The 20,655-nt window shown below is 46.7% G+C and carries 18 protein-coding genes and 1 other annotated feature; of the genes, 10 read left to right on the top strand and 8 right to left on the bottom strand.

Going from position 1 to position 20,655, the window contains the following annotated elements; genetic code table 11:
• Positions 1-311: 311 nt before the first annotated feature.
• Positions 312-1,529, bottom strand: a complete 1,218-nt coding sequence (locus VIC_RS03165; protein WP_006957781.1) for a multifunctional CCA addition/repair protein — start codon at positions 1,527-1,529, stop codon at positions 312-314.
• A 90-nt stretch (positions 1,530-1,619) separates the two neighbouring features.
• Here VIC_RS03165 and VIC_RS03160 point away from each other — a divergent pair, with 90 nt between their 5' ends.
• Positions 1,620-3,230, top strand: a complete 1,611-nt coding sequence (locus VIC_RS03160) for an ExeA family protein (RefSeq protein ID WP_006957780.1) — start codon at positions 1,620-1,622, stop codon at positions 3,228-3,230.
• Entirely contained in the window at positions 3,230-4,006 is a 777-nt protein-coding gene (locus VIC_RS03155) for a general secretion pathway protein GspB (protein ID WP_006957779.1), read from the top strand. Before VIC_RS03160 ends, VIC_RS03155 begins: the two co-directional genes overlap by 1 nt.
• A 41-nt stretch (positions 4,007-4,047) precedes the next feature.
• Here VIC_RS03155 and VIC_RS03150 read toward each other — a convergent pair whose 3' ends face one another.
• The 3 genes from VIC_RS03150 to VIC_RS03140 all read right to left on the bottom strand — a co-directional run bounded on the left by VIC_RS03150 (position 4,048) and on the right by VIC_RS03140 (position 6,884).
• Positions 4,048-4,659 (bottom strand): TIGR04211 family SH3 domain-containing protein, encoded by a 612-nt coding sequence (locus VIC_RS03150; RefSeq protein WP_006957778.1) that lies wholly within the window; start codon positions 4,657-4,659, stop codon positions 4,048-4,050.
• Positions 4,660-4,813: 154 nt separating this feature from the next.
• Complete coding sequence (locus VIC_RS03145; protein WP_006957777.1) at positions 4,814-6,073, bottom strand: inorganic phosphate transporter; 1,260 nt, start codon at positions 6,071-6,073, stop codon at positions 4,814-4,816.
• A gap of 130 nt (positions 6,074-6,203) precedes the next feature.
• Positions 6,204-6,884 (bottom strand): TIGR00153 family protein, encoded by a 681-nt coding sequence (locus tag VIC_RS03140; RefSeq protein ID WP_038163663.1) that lies wholly within the window; start codon positions 6,882-6,884, stop codon positions 6,204-6,206.
• 204 nt (positions 6,885-7,088) lie between these two features.
• On the opposite strand from VIC_RS03140, the gene VIC_RS03135 reads away from it, so the two are divergent.
• A complete protein-coding gene (locus VIC_RS03135) occupies positions 7,089-8,606 on the top strand; it encodes a CYTH and CHAD domain-containing protein (protein ID WP_006957775.1) in 1,518 nt (505 codons plus the stop codon).
• Positions 8,607-8,637: 31 nt separating this feature from the next.
• Here VIC_RS03135 and VIC_RS03130 read toward each other — a convergent pair whose 3' ends face one another.
• Complete coding sequence (locus VIC_RS03130; RefSeq protein WP_006957774.1) at positions 8,638-9,402, bottom strand: potassium channel family protein; 765 nt, start codon at positions 9,400-9,402, stop codon at positions 8,638-8,640.
• A 119-nt stretch (positions 9,403-9,521) separates the two neighbouring features.
• Here VIC_RS03130 and VIC_RS03125 point away from each other — a divergent pair, with 119 nt between their 5' ends.
• From VIC_RS03125 to hldE, 3 genes are all read left to right on the top strand, one after another.
• Complete coding sequence (locus tag VIC_RS03125) at positions 9,522-10,778, top strand: methyl-accepting chemotaxis protein (RefSeq protein ID WP_006957773.1); 1,257 nt, start codon at positions 9,522-9,524, stop codon at positions 10,776-10,778.
• Positions 10,779-10,877: 99 nt separating this feature from the next.
• Positions 10,878-13,718, top strand: a complete 2,841-nt coding sequence (gene glnE / locus VIC_RS03120; RefSeq protein WP_006957772.1) for a bifunctional [glutamate--ammonia ligase]-adenylyl-L-tyrosine phosphorylase/[glutamate--ammonia-ligase] adenylyltransferase — start codon at positions 10,878-10,880, stop codon at positions 13,716-13,718.
• A gap of 60 nt (positions 13,719-13,778) precedes the next feature.
• Positions 13,779-15,209, top strand: a complete 1,431-nt coding sequence (gene hldE, locus VIC_RS03115; protein ID WP_006957771.1) for a bifunctional D-glycero-beta-D-manno-heptose-7-phosphate kinase/D-glycero-beta-D-manno-heptose 1-phosphate adenylyltransferase HldE — start codon at positions 13,779-13,781, stop codon at positions 15,207-15,209.
• On the opposite strand, the gene VIC_RS26660 is transcribed toward hldE, so the two are convergent.
• Both VIC_RS26660 and arcA read right to left on the bottom strand, forming a co-directional pair.
• The gene (locus tag VIC_RS26660; RefSeq protein ID WP_006957770.1) at positions 15,165-15,341 is read right to left on the bottom strand and encodes a hypothetical protein; all 177 of its coding nucleotides are present in this window, start codon (positions 15,339-15,341) and stop codon (positions 15,165-15,167) included. The genes hldE and VIC_RS26660 overlap by 45 nt on opposite strands.
• Positions 15,342-15,349: 8 nt before the next feature.
• Positions 15,350-16,066 (bottom strand): two-component system response regulator ArcA, encoded by a 717-nt coding sequence (gene arcA / locus VIC_RS03110; RefSeq protein WP_006957769.1) that lies wholly within the window; start codon positions 16,064-16,066, stop codon positions 15,350-15,352.
• A gap of 325 nt (positions 16,067-16,391) precedes the next feature.
• Between arcA and VIC_RS03105 the strand changes: the two genes are divergently transcribed.
• Both VIC_RS03105 and VIC_RS03100 read left to right on the top strand, forming a co-directional pair.
• Complete coding sequence (locus VIC_RS03105) at positions 16,392-16,781, top strand: DUF3293 domain-containing protein (RefSeq protein WP_006957768.1); 390 nt, start codon at positions 16,392-16,394, stop codon at positions 16,779-16,781.
• Positions 16,782-16,810: 29 nt separating this feature from the next.
• Positions 16,811-17,296: a putative 4-hydroxy-4-methyl-2-oxoglutarate aldolase gene (locus VIC_RS03100; protein ID WP_006957767.1), complete on the top strand. Its 486-nt coding sequence runs from the start codon at positions 16,811-16,813 to the stop codon at positions 17,294-17,296.
• Here the strand turns inward: VIC_RS03100 and VIC_RS03095 are convergent.
• On the bottom strand, positions 17,293-17,754 hold the full coding sequence (locus VIC_RS03095; protein ID WP_006957766.1) for a hypothetical protein: 462 nt from the start codon (positions 17,752-17,754) through the stop codon (positions 17,293-17,295). The genes VIC_RS03100 and VIC_RS03095 overlap by 4 nt on opposite strands.
• A 270-nt stretch (positions 17,755-18,024) precedes the next feature.
• On the opposite strand from VIC_RS03095, the gene thrL reads away from it, so the two are divergent.
• On the top strand, positions 18,025-18,102 hold the full coding sequence (gene thrL / locus VIC_RS27230; RefSeq protein ID WP_080555901.1) for a thr operon leader peptide: 78 nt from the start codon (positions 18,025-18,027) through the stop codon (positions 18,100-18,102).
• Positions 18,038-18,157 (top strand) — a sequence feature (Thr leader region). (Overlaps the previous gene by 65 nt.)
• A gap of 31 nt (positions 18,158-18,188) precedes the next feature.
• A complete protein-coding gene (gene thrA, locus VIC_RS03090) occupies positions 18,189-20,648 on the top strand; it encodes a bifunctional aspartate kinase/homoserine dehydrogenase I (RefSeq protein WP_006957765.1) in 2,460 nt (819 codons plus the stop codon).
• Positions 20,649-20,655 lie beyond the last annotated feature (7 nt).

The raw sequence follows: 20,655 nt of genomic DNA, 5'->3' as shown, positions 1-20,655 counted from the left end.
CACTTTTTAGTGAGGCATTTTGCGTTTTAGAGCTTAGGAACTATGAGACGTTCTGACCGTGTTGCTGCTACACCTAAAAGAAAGCAACCAACTAATCCGTATCGAAGAAGCTCTAGGTGCTAAAGCTCCTTACAACGGTCTAAAAGAAGTTAAAGGTCAGTAATTCATAGCTTGAATTATTAGCTTAAAGCTTTAAAAACGCCTCCGGTTTCGGGGGCGTTTTTGTTTTTAGGGAAGAGACTAGGCAGGGGTAAGTCAAGCAGGCACTAACGCTAGGTTTTTCGGGTTTTGCCTTTCTTTGAATGCAATGTTTAACCTCTTGTTACCCGAACGGCTTCTATTCGGCGTTTCTCCATTTCTCCTCGTATTGCGGAACCTTTGAATCCATCTTGTATGATGTCTTGAACGTTAACCGCCAGTGCTGCTTGGTATGCCTGCTCAAAAATAGTTTTTTGAGGGTACTCAATATCTTCGAAGCCGGTACGACCGCGGCTGTCAGCCATGCAAGACAGCAAGATTTCTTCTAAACGTTCGGGCTTACGCCATACATCAAAGCCATTGAGGATCTTGATAATGGTATCGGCTCTAAGCTCTGCTGCTCGGTGGATATTGGAGTGTTGCTCACACACCATTAACGCAAGATCGCGATATTCATTCGGAATACGGACACGCTCACACAGTTTTTTGATGATGCTAAGGCCCGTGTGACAGTGCTTCTTGTGGCTCGGCCACTCATTTTTTGGGGTCACTCCCTTGCCTAAATCGTGCATCTGCGCGGCAAAGCGCACTCTGTTAGAGGGGCTGAGTAGGGCAGCCTGTTTCGCCACTAAAAGGTTGTGAATACCGGTATCAATTTCTGGGTGCCACTTTTCTGGTTGAGGTACACCAAACAAGCGATCCAATTCAGGAAGTATCACTTTGAGGGCACCGCAGTCACGCAGGACCGATAGAAAAATCTGTGGATCTTGGGTTGATAGCGATTTGTGCCATTCCTGCCACACACGTTCAGCCGTTAAATGAATTAGCTCTCCAGACTGGACAATCTGAGCCATTAGCTGTTGAGTTTCTGGGGCGATGGTAAAACCAAGGTGATGCAATTTCGCCGCGAAGCGCGCGACTCTAAGTACGCGAAGAGGATCTTCTGTAAAAGCATCTGAAACGTGGCGAAGAACGCGATCATTGAGATCTTTTTGGCCGCCGTAAGGGTCGATAATCCGACCTTGCTCATCTTCTGCCATTGCATTGATAGTCAGGTCTCGGCGAATCAGGTCCTCTTCAAGGGTGACATCAGGAGCAAAATAACAATCAAAGCCTTTGTAGCCTGAGCCAGTTTTGCGTTCGGTTCTTGCTAGGGCATGCTCTTGCTTGGTTTTAGGGTGTAGGAACACAGGGAAGTCCTTTCCAACAGCAACAAACCCCTGGTCCAGTAATACCTGAGGCGATGCGCCAACCACGACCCAGTCTTGGTCGTAAACGTCGATTTTCAGCAGTTTATCGCGGACTGCACCACCAACCAGAAATATTTGCACAGATGTCTCTCTTAAATTCGGATTTTAGAATTGGCTATTCATGCCAGCAATGGTACTTTTCTTATCGGTAAATTCCCAGAGACGAGAAGTATGTATAAACAACATTTTGGATTCACAGAGCTGCCGTTTTCGATTGTGCCGAATTCTCGTTTCCTGTTCCAAAGCCAAAGGCACAAAGAAGCGCTGTTTCGCTTACAAGTAGGCCTTGGCGAGGGTGGGGGCTTTGCGATGTTGTCTGGTGAAGTTGGTACCGGGAAGACAACCGTTGCACGCGCATTGCTGAAATCACTCGGTACGGATACTCAGCCTGGTCTAATCCTCAACCCTACCTTTTCAAGCATAGAGTTGCTTGAAGCAATCTGCGATGAATTTTCGATTGAGTATCAATCTGGCGCAACGCTCAAACAACTGAATCAGAAGATTCATGAATTTCTGCTAAGTACATATGCGAATGGTATTCAGACTTTGCTGGTGATCGACGAAGCACAGCATTTGTCCGCTGAAGTGCTAGAGCAGTTGCGCTTATTGACTAATCTTGAAACGGACAACCAGAAGCTACTCAAAGTGCTACTTGTTGGCCAACCAGAGTTACAACAGAAATTGCAGATGCCTCAATTGCGCCAGCTAGCGCAGCGTATTACGGGGCGATACCACCTGTTGCCATTGGATAGCAAAGAAACCGCCAGTTATATTCAGTATCGTCTTGAATTGGCGGGTGGCGAAGCGAGTTTGCTTTCTGCTAAGTCGCTCAAGCATATTGCTCAGCAGTCGCTGGGTATTCCACGCCTGATTAATCTGATTTGTGATGCGGCTTTAAAACGAGCTTACAGCATCGGAGAAGCGGTACCGAGCCATTCAAGTGTTGAAGCGGCTTGTGAAGAGGTGATGAGTTTTCAAACCTCGTATCATCAGCCCGCTCAACCAGTGCCTTCATTGCCACAGCGTTCTCCAATTGGTATTGCCGCTGCCGTAGGAGCTGTACTGGCTGTCGGTAGTTATTGGTTAGCTCCAATGCTTTTCAGTGCGTCGATTGAAGCGCACCTAAGTGAAGCGTACCCAGCGTCAAATGTGGAAGCGATAGAAAAGGAAGTTTTTCCTGTTGAATTACAATCCACTCTTGCTCGTGCAACGGATTTCCAGCAGGGTATTGCGGAGCTTTATCATGTGTGGGGGCTGAATGCGTCTGTGGCTGAGCGTCTTTGCCAGCAAAGTGACCAAAGTGCGTTCCGTTGTACTCAATCACGCGGCACGCTGAATACGCTCAGACAAGCTAATGTTCCCGTGCTTTTGTCTCTCAGCAAAGACAGCCTGCAAAGTTATGCTGTGCTATATAAGCTCACACAGAATTCTGCTCAGCTCTTGTTAGGAACGGAGCGAATTGAACTGCCTATCTCCAAGCTCAAGGAATTATGGCAGGGGCAATATCACCAGATCTGGCAAGGTTACTGGCATCAGACTTTGAAACCTAATATGTCAGGACGTGCGATCGCTGAATTGGATGATCGTTTGTCTAAAGTTCTGGGTGAGCCCGAAAGAGAGTCCGATGTTTATGATCAGGAACTGATGCGTAAGGTTGAGCTTTTCCAGCAATGGCAGGGACTCCATGTGGATGGCATTGCCGGACGAAGAACCTTGCAGCGTCTTGAAAAGTTATCTCAAGAGCATGCCCCTTCGTTAACTGCCTCAGAGGAGAAAGCATAATGTCAAAAGTACTGCAGGCTTTAGACCACTCTGAGCAAAACCATCAGACATTTAACGGCGTGAATCATTACCAATCAGTCAATGATGTGCGACCTCGACGGACGGTATCAGGCTGGTTGTTAGCTACGGTTATTGTTGCCCCTGCGTTGGTGACGGGAGCTCTAAGTACATATCAGAGTTACCTCGAGCAACGAGGGCAATGGCAGGCGAGCCATCAAGCGAAACCTCAAGTGCTAGAAGTCCCGTTTGCGTATCAGACTTTGCCTTACCCATCATTTAGCGAGCTTCGTGAAACTTACGAATATGCTAAGGCTGACACTGGTCATATAGAAGTGGCAAGCGAAGAAACTCAACCACCAGTGGTTCAACCTCAAGAACCTGTTCTACCGCGCGTTCAGCCGCCTGCTCAGTCACAAAACAGTACACTATTGGATGGTTTAGATTTATCTGGCTTATCACCTGAACTGGCTATGCGGGTTGAATCTGCACTGGAGTCGAGTGCAAACCCAGAGCCGAAATATGATGACAGTGAGGCGTCCGATCTAGCGATACACAGCCGCCAGTGGCAAGGAAAGCTGCCACCGCTGAATTTCCAGACACACGTTTACTCAAGCAACCCAGACAAACGTTGGGTGAAAGTCAATGGGACCGAATATCGCGAAGGTGACTGGATTAGCAATGACATTCAGTTGCAGCACATTGAACCGCAACGCAGTGCGATTTCATTTAAAGGCTCGGTGATTGAAGTGCCAGCTTTATATGACTGGAAAGGATAATAAAAAAGGTCGCCAAGGCGACCTTTTTTGATGTTCTGTATTTAAGCCCAGCCAGATGGAGAGCGTTTTTTGCGTGGAATAATGTGTGGCAAGAGCAGGCCAAATAGTAATCCAATACCCGCTACACCACCACCGTACATAAAGTACTTCAGTAGTAGGTCATCTTTCTGCGTATCCAGCTTAGCACGTAGATTACGGACTTCTTCTTGTGAGGCTGTCAGTTGTTGACTGATTTCACCGTAGCTCTTCTCAAGGTCGGCAATCTGGCGATTACGGTTTTCTAGTGAATCCGCTAGACCTGCTTTTTCTTGGTCAGCGCTAGATCGAGCATTGGCAAGCTTTCCTTTAACATCTGCCAGTTCTTTCTCTAGTTTAGGAAGACGAAGCGCCATGCTTTCTTGTCTTGTGACGAAACGGCTTTCTACCCAGCCTTTGCGACCTTTGGCGTCTTCAATCTGGGTGTAGCCAGTATCTCGGTTGGTCGAAAGTTGCTTCACTTTGTCACCGGCATCGACACTGCCGATAATGCGGAATTGGTTGCTAGGACCAGAGTGCATGTAGGTAAATAGCTTATCAGAAATGTATCGGTCTTGAGCCATTGCTGCTGGAACAGCGAGCAGTGATGCTAGAACGAAGCAAACCAGTTTTTTCACGGTAAATCCTTTAACAGTCTTTTGTCTATAACTTGCTAGTGCCAAATAGTAAGTAGTTTCCCCAGTCACTGCAACAAAGAAGGGAGGCTGAGCCTCCCTTTCTGTGGATTTGAGTCAATAATGACAGTGTGTTAACACATCATTGACTTGCTCATCAGATGAACATTGCCTGAATTGCGTAGAAGAACACAACCGCAAGTAGTGCACCTGCTGGCAGGGTCACAATCCAAGATGCAACGATGTTACGTACAACACCTAGGTTCAATGCTGCGATACCGCGAGCAAAACCAACACCTAATACCGCACCAACTAGTGTTTGTGTGGTCGAGATAGGAAGACCAGTACCTGATGCCAGAACAACAGTACACGCTGTTGCTAGCTGAGCTGCGAAACCGCGGCTTGGTGTCAGTTCAGTGATGCCTGTACCAACAGTTGCCATTACTTTGTGACCAAGCGTCGCCAGACCAACAACGATACCGAAACCGCCAAGAGGTAGAATCCACCAAGCGATGGTGCTCTTAGTTGTGATTTCGCCCATGTGTTCAATGGTAGATACAACTGCAGACAGAGGGCCAATCGCGTTAGCAACGTCGTTTGAACCGTGAGCGAATGCCATTGCACATGCTGTGATAACCATAAGTACGCTGAAGATACCTTCTACGCCAGCGAAACCGTGATCATCTTCGCGGCTTGAGAATTTCTTCTGAATGTAGAAGTAACCGCCCGCCATAACCAGTGCAGATACCGCAGCTGCCCACATCCATGCTTCGCCGTCAGAAAGGTGCAGACCAACGTGCTTAAGGCCTTTTTTGATCGTTACCAGCGCAATCACCATGGTAGTGATGAACATGTAGACTGGGACGAAACGTTTAGCGTTGAAGAGTGGTTTCTCGGTATCAAAGATTAAGCGCTGGGCGCTGACGAAAATCACGTACGCAAAGAAACCTGAGATGACTGGAGTAATGATCCAGCTACCTACGATGCCTTGAACTGAGCCCCAATCGACCGCTTCGGTACCCACAGACACACAGGCAAAGCCGATGATGGCACCAATGATCGAGTGAGTAGTTGATACAGGCCAACCCATATAAGAAGCAAGAAGAAGCCATGTACCTGCCGCAAGAAGGGCTGACATCATACCGAAGACAAGAACGTCCGGCTGGCTAGCAAAGAGTGACGTTTCGATTACGCCTTTACGGATAGTGTCGGTTACTTCACCGCCTGCAAGGTATGCCCCCGCAAATTCAAAGATCATCGCGATAATGATCGCTTGTTTTACGGTTAGCGCTTTAGAGCCTACCGATGTACCCATCGCATTGGCTACGTCATTCGCGCCAATACCAATAGCCATCATAAAGCCAAAAACTGCTGCAATAATAATCAGGACAGTGCCGTAGTTCGCAAGGATATCCATCGTAATACCTAGTTGTTGATAACAAGCGGAGCAAATTCGGCACGAAAAAACCCCTTCGGCGTCTCATTATTTAACGCCTATCAGGGGAGTGCTATTAAAATGCTCTTCGTTATTTGGTTAACTTATTTGTTTATGAGCGAGACAACATTAGCTCTAGACGCGCACCAACACGTTGCGCCTGATCAGCTATGCCACCTACCCATTCAAGAATCTTATAAAGGAACATTACATCGATCGGATTCAGATCGTTTTCAACCGCCATCAGTTGTTGGCGAAGTTGAATCTGCATCGCGTCAGTATCGTCCTCAATCACATCCAGTTGATGGATCATTTCAGCCACAAGCGTTACTTCGCGGCCTTTAAATCCAGTTTCCAATAACTCATCGAGCTCATTGATGACTTTTTGCGCCTGATTCGCTGCATCGAGACAACGTTTAACATACGCAATGAAGTTTTCTTGGAGAGGCTCTGGGAAAGTCAATTGACGACCGTATACACGGCCAGCAATATCTTTTGCTAGGTTTGCCAGTTTGTCTTGCTGAGTCAGTAGTTCAAGCATGTCGCTACGATCTACTGGCATAAACAAACCGCGAGGAAGTTTAAGGCGAATTTCGCGCTTAAGTACGTCAGCTTCTTTCTCAAGGTGAGAAATCTGTGCACGAATTTCTGATGCTTTTTCCCAGTCACCCTTTGAACTGACTTCAAAGAAATTCACTAGGTGAGAACAACATTCGTTGACACACACTACGTGGCGCTGCAAAGGCTTAATTGGGGACTTTGCAAATAACCCCATAATTGTATTTACTGGCATGGTCATTCAACCTAATTAATATAACCTAAAAATAACATACACCATTCGTGGTGAAATGTTGAACGATGGCTATAAAGGCGCGCATGTTAACGCATTAAATCCATCATTAAAACTGTTTTAGATCATCATTGCTGCGATATTTCTTTCTTGCCCAGTACGAAAATTGGCAATATCCTGTTTGTATCTGCTTTAAAAGGTATAACTATGGAAACCGAGATAGAACTGAAGTTTTTTGTTTCTCCTGATTTTTCAAATGCTTTACGAGATAAAATCTCCCAAACCAAAGTACTTCAGCACAGTTGTCGTGAGCTAGGAAATACCTACTTTGATACTCCCGACAATTGGTTACGCCAGCATGACATTGGCTTAAGAATTCGCCGTTTTGACGATGTGTATGTCCAGACGGTCAAGACGTCCGGACGTGTGGTGGCAGGTTTACACCAGCGACCTGAATTCAACGCCGAGCATGACAGCAATGATCCGCTTCTTTCTCTTCACCCATCAGATATCTGGCCGACTGGCAAAGACACTGAAACGCTGCAATCCGAACTTACCCCGCTTTTCTCGACAAACTTCACTCGTGAGCAATGGTTGATTGCCATGCCAGACGGCAGCCAAATCGAAGTCGCTTTCGATCAGGGCAAAGTAGAAGCAGGTGATAAAGAAGACCCGATTTGTGAAGTAGAGCTAGAGCTGAAATCAGGCCAAACAGACGCTCTATTTACGCTTGCGCGTAGCTTCTCTGAAGAAGGGGGCATGCGCCTTGGTAATCTCAGCAAGGCGGCTAAAGGTTATCGTTTAGCAAGTGGTTACACTGGCGATGACGTCAAACCGCTGGCTTTAGTCAGTACGGACAAACACGACACGGTTGAGTCTTGCTTTATCAACTCTTTGGAGCATGGTTTGTCACACTGGCATTACCACGAGCAAATTTATGTTGAGCGTGAATCGGTAGAAGCCTTGAATGAAATTAAAAGCTCTATCAGTTTTATTCGTCAACTGCTGACGGTATACGGAGGCGTGGTCCCTCGTCGTGCTAGTGCATTAGTACGTCAGGAACTCAAGTGGCTTGAGCAAGAGCTAGAATGGTTAAATGACTATGACTATTTAGAAGCGTTACTCGACGATAAAGGTCATGCTCTGCGTAAGCTTGATGCGCGTAAGTTTCTGGTCGGTGAGCTGAAATTGGTTCAAGAAGCCTTGCCTGATCGTGAAGAGATGCTGACGTTACTCAATTCCGCCAGATACACGGGTCTTTTGCTTGATCTCAGTCGTTGGATCCTGACCCGGGGCTGGCAGCCATTTCTTGATGACAAAGCGCGCGACAAGATGGCACTAACGGTTGAACCTTTTTCTGTGAAGCAGTTGGATCGCACTTGGGCTGAGTTAATGGAAGCCTTTCCGCCAGAGCGTGCGCTGAACAGTCAGGACTATATTGATCAACAATATCGCCTGATGCGTAACCTTTATACGGGGGTGAGCTTCGCGAGTTTGTTCGATTTTGAAGAGCGCAACAGTTTCCGCCTACCATGGAGCGATTTACTCCACGGTATCGATGATCTCCTTAAACTCCGCACGTTAGACAATATGGTCGATAAGCTGGAAGGTGATGAACAAGAACAGCTTCAGCGCTGGTTGTCTCGCCAAGAGAGCTCCATTCTTCATGCCATGGAACAGACTCGCATTATCTGTATTGAAGCGGAGCCTTACTGGCAAGACTAAGTGGATAATAGTGATTTGTGAAACGGGAGCTTTACGGCTCCCGTTTTTTTTCTTCCTGCTGTTCTAATCGGTCTAGACGGCGCAGAATTTCATCTTGCTTTTGTACCAGCTCTAACAATAGCCGCTCTTTGTTTTCAGAACGTCTTGCTTGAACTTCCGTCGGTGAGGTGATCAGCGAAGTGATCAAACCTGAAATCATACCGAAAATGCCAACGCCACAGATGATCAACCCAGAGGCTAAGATTTTACCTGCGTCCGTGACAGGGAAATGATCCCCATAACCCACCGTTGAAATGGTGACGAGTGCCCACCACATCGCATCGCCGCCAGTTTGAATATTGGCATCAGGTGATTTGCCTTCAACAAACAACATCATACTCGAGCCTATGGTCAGCAAGACCACCATTAACAACAGAATCGATGCAAGGGTTGTTTCTCGGCGATTTACCAGCAACTGCTTGATGAGAAAGTTACTTGAGCGGATGACTAGAATCACGCGCAAGATGTGGAACAGGCGCGCAAAGCGCAACGGCTCAATCATAGGAATACTAGCTAGGAAGTCTATCCAATGCCGTTTCATAAATTGCACACGATCTGTTGCGCGGATCAAATCTATGCTCAGTTGAAGGAGAAAGACGCTACAGATAATAAAGTCTAAGCCGATAAGAACCTGACGCGTTTGGCTGCTTAGAGGGAAAAACAGCAGGCCAGAGATCACAAATAACGCCATGAAAGACAGGATTAGTGACAGTAAGCTCATTGGTTTTGTATCAGATTTGATATCATTTCTATTCATACGAGGCTCAAAATAAATACATATTCGCTATCTAGATGATGGTAACGAGCGATAGTTAATAGTGTCCTGACAGTTATCAGGAATAAAAACAATATATAAGACTTAGCGGAGAACTAACAATGACCAAAATGGCATTTAAGCCATGGGAGCGAGTGATCACGGATATTCGTCTGGTTCCCAAGATGGTGATGTTGATGGTGTTCAGTACCATTCTGATCATCGGCAAGCAATTATGGGATGCGAGCACCTTCTATGATTCTCTTCTCGCCGCTACTCAAAACGCTCAGGTTGCTCAGGAACATTACGAAGCTTACATGGTACAGGTGGCCTGGCAGACGGCAGCCATGATCGTGGTATTTGTCGTTTTACTCTTGTTTGCAGCACGTATCATGCTGCGTCAGACACAGTATCTTAGTGACTCTATCAAGTTAATGGCGGACCGCAATCTATCGGTACCGATTGAGATGGACTGTAAAGACGAATACGGTGATGTGGCACGTGAACTGGAAAAGACACGGATGCAACTGCAGGAAATGATCAAGCTACAAATTGACGCATCACAAGAGCTTGCAGGGCTGACTGAAGTCATGACTATGAGCATGTCAGAAACCAAAGAGTCAGCACAAGAAGAGTTTAACGAGATTGATCAACTGGCAACGGCGATGAGTGAAATGTCGTCCACAGTACAGACTGTTGCTGATCATGCACAAAATGCTTCCTCGCTAACGGAGAATGCGTCTGGTCAGGCGGAAAGTGGTCAGCGCTTTGTGCAAGGGACAGTGCAGAAAATCAGTGATTTATCGAAAGACATTTCCGCCTCTGCTCAAGCTGTTAATCAGGTTGAAGAGAGCGTCGAATCGATTGGCAGTGTGGTTGGTACGATTCAGGGAATCTCAGAGCAGACCAACTTACTGGCACTGAATGCGGCTATCGAAGCGGCACGAGCGGGCGAAGCCGGTCGAGGTTTTGCAGTCGTGGCTGATGAAGTGAGAAACCTTGCGCAGCGTACTCAAGGAGCGACGGTCGAAATTCAGGAAATGATCACTCAACTACAATCCAGCGCGAGCTCTGCAGTGGAATTGATGGAGAAGAGTGTTGTTGAGGCGGCTGAGGGCGTTGATTTGGTTACTAATGCTGGGAGCGAGCTAGACGGGATTGTTGCTCAGGTCAATCAAATCAACGACATGAACTTCCAGATTGCGACGGCAGCGGGTCAGCAAAGCAGCGTCGCAGAAGAGATGAATCAGAACTTGACGAACGTACGTGAGCTGGTGGAAGCATCGGTGACTGTGGTATCTGAATTGCTCGAAACCTCGGAAATCATGCAGAAAAATGCTGAAGCTCTGGATGCCAAGATCACATCCTTTAAAGTCTGATCGCCAGAATAGTACGAATAAGCGCCCACTCATTGTTAGTGGGCGTTTTTTATTGGTATAAAATCCCTATCAACGAATTTATCGACCCAAGGAAGAACCATGCAATTGCCCGCGAGTCTTGCTTCTGTTTCCCAGACTGCTCTGGAGTCCTTACTGCAACATCAGGCTATTCAAGAGTGGCCTGACTCTTATCGTGAGGAGCTCAATTATGTGGCCGGATTGAGTCAGTTTATTGTCGATACCCTGCAGCAAGATGAGTATTTGCATCAACACTTGCCAAAGATGTTAGAGGTAGAGTCTCGACACGAAACATATCGACAGCGTTTGGCCGAGTTATTGGCTGGATGCAGTGATGAAATGCAAGGTCACCGAGTACTCAGACAGTTTCGTAATCGAGAGATGACATACATTGCATGGCGTGACTTCATAGGTAATTGGAAGCTTGAGCAAAGCCTAGAGCATCTGTCTCAGTTGGCAGAAGCAATGATTTTCGAAACCTATCAGTGGCAGTACAAAGCGTGTTGTGAGCTGTGGGGCACGCCATGCAATGATGCAGGTGAGGCGCAGCCTATGCTGGTTATTGGTATGGGTAAACTGGGTGGTGGTGAGCTGAACTTCTCTTCAGATATCGATCTGATCTTTACTTATCCGGAGAACGGTGAGACTCAAGGTGCTCGTCGTAGCATTGCCAATGCTCAGTTTTTTACTCGTCTAGGACAACGCATAATCAAAGCGCTCGACCAGCAGACCTTTGATGGCTTCTGTTATCGCGTGGACATGCGCTTGCGTCCTTTTGGCGACAGCGGTCCATTGGTGATGAGCTACGCAGCGCTCGAAGATTACTATCAGGAGCAGGGGCGCGACTGGGAACGCTACGCAATGATTAAAGCGCGAGTGATGGGGCGTGAAATGTACCCACAGTATCAAGAGTTGCGTCAGATGCTGCGTCCGTTTGTGTTCCGTCGCTACATCGACTTCAGTGCGATTCAGTCCCTGAGGCGTATGAAGTCGATGATCAGCAGCGAAGTGCGTCGACGGGGGTTAAGCAACAATATTAAACTCGGCGCGGGCGGCATTCGTGAAATTGAGTTTATCGCTCAGGTATTTCAGTTGATTCGTGGTGGCCGTGAGCCGAATCTGCGCCAACGCGGGTTGTTAGTGACCCTCGATGCGATTGAAGAGTTGGAGCAGCTGACCAGTGAAGAGGTTAATAACCTTAAGCTGTCGTATAAATTCCTGCGCCGGTTAGAGAACCTGTTGCAGGCAATGGCCGACAAGCAAACGCAAACACTGCCTGAATGTGAGAATGAACAATTGCAACTCGCTGTTGCAATGGGGTATCCAGATTGGACCTCGTTAATCGAACAAGTGCGTCAACATATGCACAACGTCCATCAAGTATTCAATAATCTTATCGGCGATGAGGAAGAAGAGTGTTCAGAAGTCGCCAAGCACTTCCATGAACTATGGGACATGGCGGAAAAGCCCGACGTAATTGAAGCGGTTCTAGAACAGGACATTGGCACTACTGAGGCCGCTGAGATGGCGTCGACCATCATTCAGTTTAAGAAAGACTTAGCCAAGAAAACGCTGGGCCCAAGAGGCAGGGAAGTGCTCAACCGCTTAATGCCGAAGATATTCGCGGCCATATATTCTCATCAGGATGCCAAATTTGGTTTACCTCGCGTCCTGCATTTACTACATAAGATAGTGACCCGAACAACTTATCTGGAATTGCTGGATGAGCACCCAGCGGCACTGACACAACTGGTTCGCCTTTGCACGGCCAGTCCAATGATTTCAGAGCAACTTGGGCGTTATCCGATTCTGCTTGATGAGTTGATTGACCCTCAGCAGTTATACAATCCCGTACCATTGGAAAGCTACCGCACTGAACTGCGTGATTTCCTTGCTCGTATCCCGGAAGACGATATGGAGCAACAGATGGAAGCACTGCGTCAGTTCAAGCAGATCTGTATTTTACGCATTGCTGCTGCAGACATTGCAGGAGTGCTGCCTGTCATGAAAGTCAGTGACCACTTAACTTACCTCGCCGAAGCGATTGTTGAGTCTGTGGTGAATCAAGCGTGGCTGCAAATGGCGGAGAAATATGGTGAGCCGACGCACTTAAAAGACAGAGAGGGTCGAGGCTTTGCTGTGATTGGTTACGGCAAAGTGGGCGGCTGGGAGCTGGGGTACAACTCGGATCTGGATATCGTCTTTATGCATGACTGCCCAGTTCATGCCTATACCGATGGCAAAAAAGAGATTGATGGCCGTCAATTTTACTTACGTTTGGCGCAGCGCATCATCCATATATTCTCAACAAGAACGGCATCAGGCATCTTGTACGAGGCGGATACTCGCTTACGCCCTTCAGGGGCTTCGGGCTTGCTAGTAAGTCCGGCAGATGCATTTGATGAATACCAGCATAATGAAGCCTGGACATGGGAACACCAAGCGTTAGTGAGGGCTCGGATGATCTACGGCGATCAACCTCTACAACAGGCATTTTCTCAAACAAGGCACGACATCTTGAGTTTGGCGCGAGAGGAATCAAAGCTCAAAACGGATGTGGCTGAGATGCGGGTGAAAATGCGTGAACACCTTGGTGGGAAAAAGTCAGGCCGTTTTATGCTCAAACAAGACCCTGGTGGTATTACCGATGTGGAATTTCTTGCTCAGTATCTGGTCTTAAGATTTAGTCATGAAAAGCCTAAGCTGACTCGATGGAGTGATAACGTCCGAATCTTTGAATCCATGATGGCACAAAGCATTCTGGATGAAGCCCCTGCGATGGCATTGACTCAGGCATACACAACGATGCGCGATCAAATTCACCATCGCAATTTGCTCAATCTCGATGCGGATGTGGCTGAAGAAAAACTGACCAAAGAGCGAGAGCTGGTTAAAGCGCTTTGGCATGAGTGGCTAGAATAGGTTTAGGGTCCTTATCCCCTGTGTTAAACTCTTGCCCGAATTAGAATTTGGAGACCCATAATGAAACCAATCCTACCGAACTATAGTGATTCTGGTGTATTGATCATCGGTGACGTCATGCTTGATCGTTACTGGTATGGCCCTACTGGACGCATTTCCCCAGAAGCCCCAGTTCCTGTAGTAAAAGTAGAAAATAACGAGGAGCGTCCAGGCGGTGCAGCTAACGTAGCAATGAACATTGCTTCTTTGGGCGGCCATGCGCATATCGTAGGTTTAACTGGGATTGATGAGCCTGCCAAAGTGCTCAATGAGACGCTGTCTGCACTGAAAGTAAAGTGTGACTTTGTGGCTCTGCCAAACTATCCAACTATTACTAAACTTCGTGTTTTGAGCCGTGGTCAGCAGCTGATTCGCCTAGATTTCGAAGACAAATTTGAAAATACCGATGCCGAGCTGATTTTAGACCGTATGGAACAGGCATTGCCAAAAGTGAAGTCGGTTGTTCTGTCTGATTATGCGAAAGGTGCATTGGAGCACGTTCAGCAGTTTATTCAGAAAGCACGTGCTGCCAAGGTTCCTGTGTTTATTGACCCTAAAGGCGCAGACTTTGAACGCTACCGTGGTGCGACATTACTGACTCCAAACATGGCAGAATTTGAGCTGGTTGTGGGTAAGGTAAAATCTGAAGAAGAACTGGTCGAGAAAGGCTTAGCGCTGATTGAAGAGTTCGACTTTGAGGCACTGTTGGTGACGCGCAGTGAACACGGTATGACATTACTACGCCGCGGTCAGGAGCCGTTCCACCTGCCAACTCTTGCCAAAGAGGTCTATGACGTTACAGGTGCCGGTGATACTGTGATTTCTGTCCTTGCTGCGTCAGTTGCTGCGGGTAAACCGCTTGATGAAGCTTGTGCATTGGCAAATGCAGCCGCAGGTGTCGTGGTTGGTAAGCTGGGTACATCAACGGTATCAACCATTGAATTGGCGGAAGCGGTTCATGGTAGTCAAGACACTGATTTTGGTGTCATCACTGAACAGGCTCTGATTGAAGCGGTCAAGAACGCACAATCGAAGGGCGAGAAGGTAGTGATGACCAATGGTTGCTTCGACATTCTGCACGCTGGACACGTTTCTTACCTGAACCATGCTGCTGAATTGGGTGACCGCCTGATTGTCGCTGTGAACACGGATGAATCTGTTAAGCGTTTGAAAGGCCCTGGTCGTCCGGTTAACCCAACAGATCGCCGTATGGCGGTTCTGGCTGGTCTTGGTGCGGTTGATTGGGTTGTCCCGTTTGGCGAAGAAACGCCTCAACGCCTGATTTCAGAAGTATTGCCAGACATGCTTGTGAAAGGCGGTGATTACAAGCCTGAAGAGATTGCGGGTGGTAAAGAAGTGATTGCCAATGGAGGTGAAGTTAAAGTACTTAACTTTGAAGATGGTTGCTCAACGACTGAGATCATTGATGCCATCAAAGGTGGCAAAGGCTAAAGGCACATTCGGCAGAGTGTTATTAAGCTCTGCCTGAATCAAAGTTTGCTCATAAGTTGTTACCATTTTAGTCACAGCTGACAAAGAAAAAACAAAAAATGGAGCCAATTGGCTCCATTTTTCTTTCTTCATCTCGGTGATTACTCTTCTAAATCACCACAGAATCGGTAACCTTCACCATGAATTGTCGCGATGATTTCTGGCGTACCAGAGACTGACTCAAAGTGCTTACGGATACGACGGATAGTCACATCGACAGTACGGTCATGTGGCTTAAGCTCACGACCAGTCATCTTCTTAAGCAGGTCAGCACGTGTCTGGATCTTGCCAGGGTTTTCACAGAAGTGAAGCAGGGCACGGAACTCAGAACGTGGTAGCTTGTAGCCATCGCCACTTGGGCTAACCAGTGAGCGACTATTGATATCCAATACCCAGCCGTTGAATTCGTATTTCTCAACGCTACGTTTCTCTTCCGTTACTACACTGGTGCTCATCGAGCGGTTTAGCAGGTTACGAGCACGGATAGTGAGTTCGCGTGGGTTGAACGGCTTAGTAATGTAGTCGTCTGCACCGATCTCAAGACCAAGGATCTTGTCGACTTCGTTGTCACGACCAGTCAGGAACATTAATGCCACATTTGCTTGCTCACGCAGTTCACGTGCAAGCAGAAGGCCATTTTTACCTGGAAGGTTGATGTCCATAATAACCAGATTTACCTGGTTGTCAGACAACACCTGGTGCATCTCTTCACCGTCACTGGCCTCGAAAACAGCGTATCCCTCTGCTTCAAAAATACTCTTTAGAGTGTTACGAGTTACTTGCTCATCTTCAACAATAAGAATGTGCGGGGTTTGCATTGGCGGTACCTAAACTTGTGAAAAAATTGTGCTAATAGAATAAATTCTAGGCAAAAACCTAACATACAGGTAATGTGATGTTGATAATAAACCAAAGACTGTAAAAATACATTGTTTCTTTGGTTGCCCGCCTTCCTTGGTCCCAATTCGCTTCTTGAGGTCCCTTTTCCTCACACGTTCTATTAGTCTTTGAGGCGGATTCTATAATGTTAACAGCATGCTAACAACGTCAGAATGTTAATTCCATGCACTTTGTTGATTTATATCAAGAGTTCGAATGTAACAAATATTAATAGTCTAAAACAAATGTAAAACTGTGGTTTATATGATGGTTGATGCACAACTTTGGCAAGAATATTCAGACCCTTACTTCAAATTCATTCGCTCGCCGAGCTGTCATCAGTTTGCCATTATCACGGCGTGGAACCCCGCCAGTCAGTGGCAGTCCAAACAACAAAATCAGCGAAATAATCGCTACTTAGTTCAAGAATTTAGCCATACTTACTTTGTTGAAGTGTTAGTGGGAGATGAAAGTTTCGGTTGGGCTGAAGAGAGTTTCGCCGTCGATATTGATGAGCTACAGGCACTAGAGCTAGGGCGTAAATATCAGCAGAACGCGATTTACTATGTTGATGGTAATGAGCTGTTTTTACTCTCCTGTCTGGCTGACAAAGCGAAAGTCAGTTTAGGTGAGTGGAAGTATCGATGCAGATAAGAAATTAAAGCCATATTCATGGAGGAAAAATGAAAGATATAACACCGGATATATGTGATAAACATGAAGATAAAGTAACGTCGTTGGATTTGCCCCTACACACTTTTGGTAACAAAAGTGCATTCTGGGGAGAAATTGTCACGGTGCGCTGCTATCACGATAACTCCAAAGTGAGAGAAACCTTAAGCCAGGACGGTAAAGGCAAAGTGCTGATCGTCGATGGGCATGGTTCCTGCCAAAAAGCCTTGCTTGGTGATCAATTGGTGATCCTAGCGATTGATAACAATTGGGAAGGCGTAATTGTTTATGGTGCGATCCGTGATGCAGCTGCAATGGCGGAAATGGAACTGGGAGTCAAGGCGCTCGGAACCAGCCCATTTAAAACGGAAAAGCGTGGGGCGGGTGATACGAATGTGACTTTGACGATACACAACCAAATGATCCAGCCTGGCGACTACGTCTACGCCGACTGGAATGGAGTGTTAACCTCTACAGAATTGTTGGATTGGAGTTAGAAGCGAAAGCCGATACCGACTTCCAGCTCTTGTTGCCACTCTTGATGTTCGAGAGTGGCATGGAGATCGAGATTTTCAGTCAATCTCATGCGACTTGAAACTTCTGCGGCAATGACTTTATCCGTCCCCTCTGCCGTGTTTTCTTCGTTGTAAGAATGCAGGGTACTTTTTACCGAGACTCTTGGCGTTATCTGATAGCTTACACCACTTAAAAATCCACTTTCGTTGGTATTACTCCCTTGATTAACACGGGCTCCTACATACAAATCAATGTTATCAAACACATTATAAGAGTAACCGCCATCAATCTTCCAAGTATCAAAGTCGTGTTGATCGGTCTCACTGGAGAGGAATAGCTTATGTGGGGATGCTTTTTGCTGTGATGGTAAAGCAGGGAGCTCTGTAGCCACTGACGAGCACGCAACAAGAGTAAGCAAAAGGCTTAGTGTTTTTTTCATTTGCCACTCCTTGGTCGTTATTTATCCACTGCAAGATCAATTAAAGCATAAAACAAAAGCACTGGGAGAATCTTTTTCAGCTAAAACTGGATCTAATTAATATGCACTCTGACTCATTTTGTTTTCTGATGAGATAACTTATTGAACTGGCTCACAGAAGCCAATTAGGCCGAAGTGTAAACAAAAAATAAAAACTTTTCGTTGACTCATGCTAAACAAATAGGTTAAACGTATGGGTAAGCAAACACACAATCGCAACAAAATTAAACTATGCAAAACCACAGCCACCTAGTAATGACCACAACCATTATTATTACCGACATTACACATGTTGGGGCAGGCTGCTAAGCGAAAGAAATTCAAAAAAAAGGCCTGTATCCCACAAGATACAGGCCTTTTTTTATAACTAAATTTACAGATATTTGGAGGAAGGGATGCGTGTTTTAAAGTTTGGAGGCTCATCATTAGCAGATGCTGATCGTTTTTTACGAGCAGCAGATATTATTGCTAATAATGCTCAGCAGGAAGAGGTTGCTGTTGTTCTCTCTGCACCAGGTAAAACAACCAATAAACTGGTTGCCGTTATTGATGGAGCGTTGAAAAATGGTGAGGCCGAGCTGCAAATCGCTGAGTTGGAAGACTCTTTCCGCGATCTGTATCAGGATATCAAACAAGTCCTGCCTAACATTGATGGTTCAGGCTATGACAACCAAGTAAAAACATCTCTGACTCAACTGCGTCAGTTTGTGCACGGTATTAACCTGCTGGGTATGTGTCCAGATAACGTCAATGCTCGTATCATTAGTAAAGGTGAGCGTGTATCCATTCAGCTTATGAAAGCGGTATTGGAAGCAAAAGGCCAACCCGCTAGCCTGATTGATCCAGTTAAATACCTTTATGCGAACGGTGAACACTTAGAGGCTATGGTTGATGTTGAGGTCTCTACTCAGAATTTCCGTCAAAATCCACTGCCTAAAGGCCACGTCAATATCATGCCTGGCTTTACTGCAGGTAATGAAGAGGGCGAACTTGTCACTCTAGGTCGCAACGGCTCTGACTACTCGGCTGCAGTATTAGCAGCGTGTCTGCGTGCTGATTGCTGCGAAATTTGGACAGATGTCGATGGCGTCTACAACTGTGACCCACGCCTGGTTGATGATGCGCGTCTACTGAAATCACTTAGCTATCAGGAAGCGATGGAGCTGTCTTACTTTGGCGCTTCCGTACTTCATCCTAAAACTATTGCTCCGATTGCCCAATTCCATATCCCATGTCTGATCAAAAACAGCTTTAACCCACAAGGAGCGGGCACGTTAATCGGCCAAGATACTGGGGAAGACAAGCTTTCCATTAAGGGTATTACCACGCTGAGCGACCTGACTATGGTCAATGTTTCAGGTCCTGGTATGAAAGGCATGGTAGGAATGGCGAGCCGCGTCTTCGGTGCCATGTCTTCAGCGGGTGTCTCAATTGTGTTGATCACTCAGTCTTCTTCCGAGTACAGCATCAGTTTCTGTATTGAAGCGGAAGATAAAGCCATCGCTCAGCAAGCTCTCAGCGACTCGTTCGAGTTGGAGCTCAAAGATGGTCTTCTTGAGCCAGTTGAGTTTATGGACGATGTAGCCATTGTTACTCTGGTTGGTGATGGTATGCGCACTTCTCGCGGCGTCGCATCTCAGTTCTTCTCATCTTTGGCAGAAGTGAACGTTAACATCGTGGCTATCGCCCAAGGCTCATCGGAACGTGCGATTTCTGCTGTGATCCCCGAAGATAAGATTTCTGAAGCGATCAAAGCGTGTCATGAGAACCTGTTTAACTCTAAACACTTCTTGGATGTATTTGTGGTTGGTGTAGGCGGCGTTGGTGGTGAGCTGGTGGATCAAATTCAGCGTCAGCAAGCGAAACTGGCGGAAAAAGGCATCATTCTAAGAGTTTGTGGTTTGGCGAATAGCAAGGGGCTACTGCTCGATAGTGAAGGTCTGCCTTTAGAGCACTGGCGTGACCGCATGAACGACGCAACTGAAGAGTTTAGCCTCGCGCGATTGATTTCTCTCGTCCAGCGCAACCACATTATCAACCCAGTGCTGGTGGATTGTACCTCTTCGGAATCTATCGCTAACCAATATGCGGATTTCTTGGCAGCGGGCTTCCACGTTGTCACACCAAACAAAAAAGCCAACACGGCGAGCATGGCCTATTACCATCAGCTGCGCGATATTGCCCGTAGTTCACGTCGCAAGTTAATGTATGAAACAACAGTTGGCGCTGGCCTACCAGTGATCGAAAACCTGCAAAATCTTATCTCCGCAGGGGATGAACTTGAGCGCTTTAGCGGAATTCTTTCTGGTTCGCTGTCCTACATCTTCGGTAAGCTTGATGAAGGTATGACGCTAAGTCAGGCAACCAATATTGCTAAAGATAATGGCTTTACCGAGCCAGATCCACGTGATGATCTGTCTGGTATGGATGTCGCTCGTAAGCTACTAATTCTTGCACGTGAAGCCGGCATGAATTTAGAACTGGAAGATGTGATTGTTGATCAAGCATTACCACCAGGTTTTGATGATTCAGGCAGCGTAGATGAGTTCATGGAACGATTGCCTGAGGCGGATGCGTACTTTCAAGAGTGGTCTGCCAAGGCTGCGGAAGATGGCAAAGTGCTACGTTATGTTGGAGAAATCAATGATGGCCAATGTCGTGTTAGCATTGCTGCCGTTGATGAAAATGATCCTATGTTCAAGATCAAGGATGGTGAGAACGCATTGGCCTTCTACAGCCGTTACTATCAGCCAATTCCACTGGTATTGCGTGGTTATGGTGCGGGTACAGAAGTAACTGCTGCTGGGGTATTCTCAGATGTGATGCGTACTTTAGGATGGAAACTAGGGGTTTAAAACGAAT

This window comes from Vibrio coralliilyticus ATCC BAA-450 (assembly GCF_000176135.1).
Taxonomy (GTDB): domain Bacteria; phylum Pseudomonadota; class Gammaproteobacteria; order Enterobacterales; family Vibrionaceae; genus Vibrio; species Vibrio coralliilyticus.
This window is presented reverse-complemented; position numbering and strand designations above follow the sequence as displayed.

What these genes read in the sequence shown, in the direction of transcription:
- VIC_RS03160 (WP_006957780.1), top strand. Translation starts at nt 1,620, where the DNA reads ATGTATAAACAACATTTTGGATTCACAGAGCTGCCGTTTTCGATTGTG.
- VIC_RS03155 (WP_006957779.1), top strand. Translation starts at nt 3,230, where the DNA reads ATGTCAAAAGTACTGCAGGCTTTAGACCACTCTGAGCAAAACCATCAG.
- VIC_RS03145 (WP_006957777.1), bottom strand. Translation starts at nt 6,073, where the DNA reads ATGGATATCCTTGCGAACTACGGCACTGTCCTGATTATTATTGCAGCA.
- VIC_RS03140 (WP_038163663.1), bottom strand. Translation starts at nt 6,884, where the DNA reads ATGCCAGTAAATACAATTATGGGGTTATTTGCAAAGTCCCCAATTAAG.
- VIC_RS03135 (WP_006957775.1), top strand. Translation starts at nt 7,089, where the DNA reads ATGGAAACCGAGATAGAACTGAAGTTTTTTGTTTCTCCTGATTTTTCA.
- VIC_RS03130 (WP_006957774.1), bottom strand. Translation starts at nt 9,402, where the DNA reads ATGAATAGAAATGATATCAAATCTGATACAAAACCAATGAGCTTACTG.
- VIC_RS03125 (WP_006957773.1), top strand. Translation starts at nt 9,522, where the DNA reads ATGACCAAAATGGCATTTAAGCCATGGGAGCGAGTGATCACGGATATT.
- glnE (WP_006957772.1), top strand. Translation starts at nt 10,878, where the DNA reads ATGCAATTGCCCGCGAGTCTTGCTTCTGTTTCCCAGACTGCTCTGGAG.
- hldE (WP_006957771.1), top strand. Translation starts at nt 13,779, where the DNA reads ATGAAACCAATCCTACCGAACTATAGTGATTCTGGTGTATTGATCATC.
- VIC_RS26660 (WP_006957770.1), bottom strand. Translation starts at nt 15,341, where the DNA reads ATGAAGAAAGAAAAATGGAGCCAATTGGCTCCATTTTTTGTTTTTTCT.
- arcA (WP_006957769.1), bottom strand. Translation starts at nt 16,066, where the DNA reads ATGCAAACCCCGCACATTCTTATTGTTGAAGATGAGCAAGTAACTCGT.
- VIC_RS03105 (WP_006957768.1), top strand. Translation starts at nt 16,392, where the DNA reads ATGATGGTTGATGCACAACTTTGGCAAGAATATTCAGACCCTTACTTC.
- VIC_RS03100 (WP_006957767.1), top strand. Translation starts at nt 16,811, where the DNA reads ATGAAAGATATAACACCGGATATATGTGATAAACATGAAGATAAAGTA.
- VIC_RS03095 (WP_006957766.1), bottom strand. Translation starts at nt 17,754, where the DNA reads ATGAAAAAAACACTAAGCCTTTTGCTTACTCTTGTTGCGTGCTCGTCA.
- thrL (WP_080555901.1), top strand. Translation starts at nt 18,025, where the DNA reads ATGCAAAACCACAGCCACCTAGTAATGACCACAACCATTATTATTACC.
- thrA (WP_006957765.1), top strand. Translation starts at nt 18,189, where the DNA reads ATGCGTGTTTTAAAGTTTGGAGGCTCATCATTAGCAGATGCTGATCGT.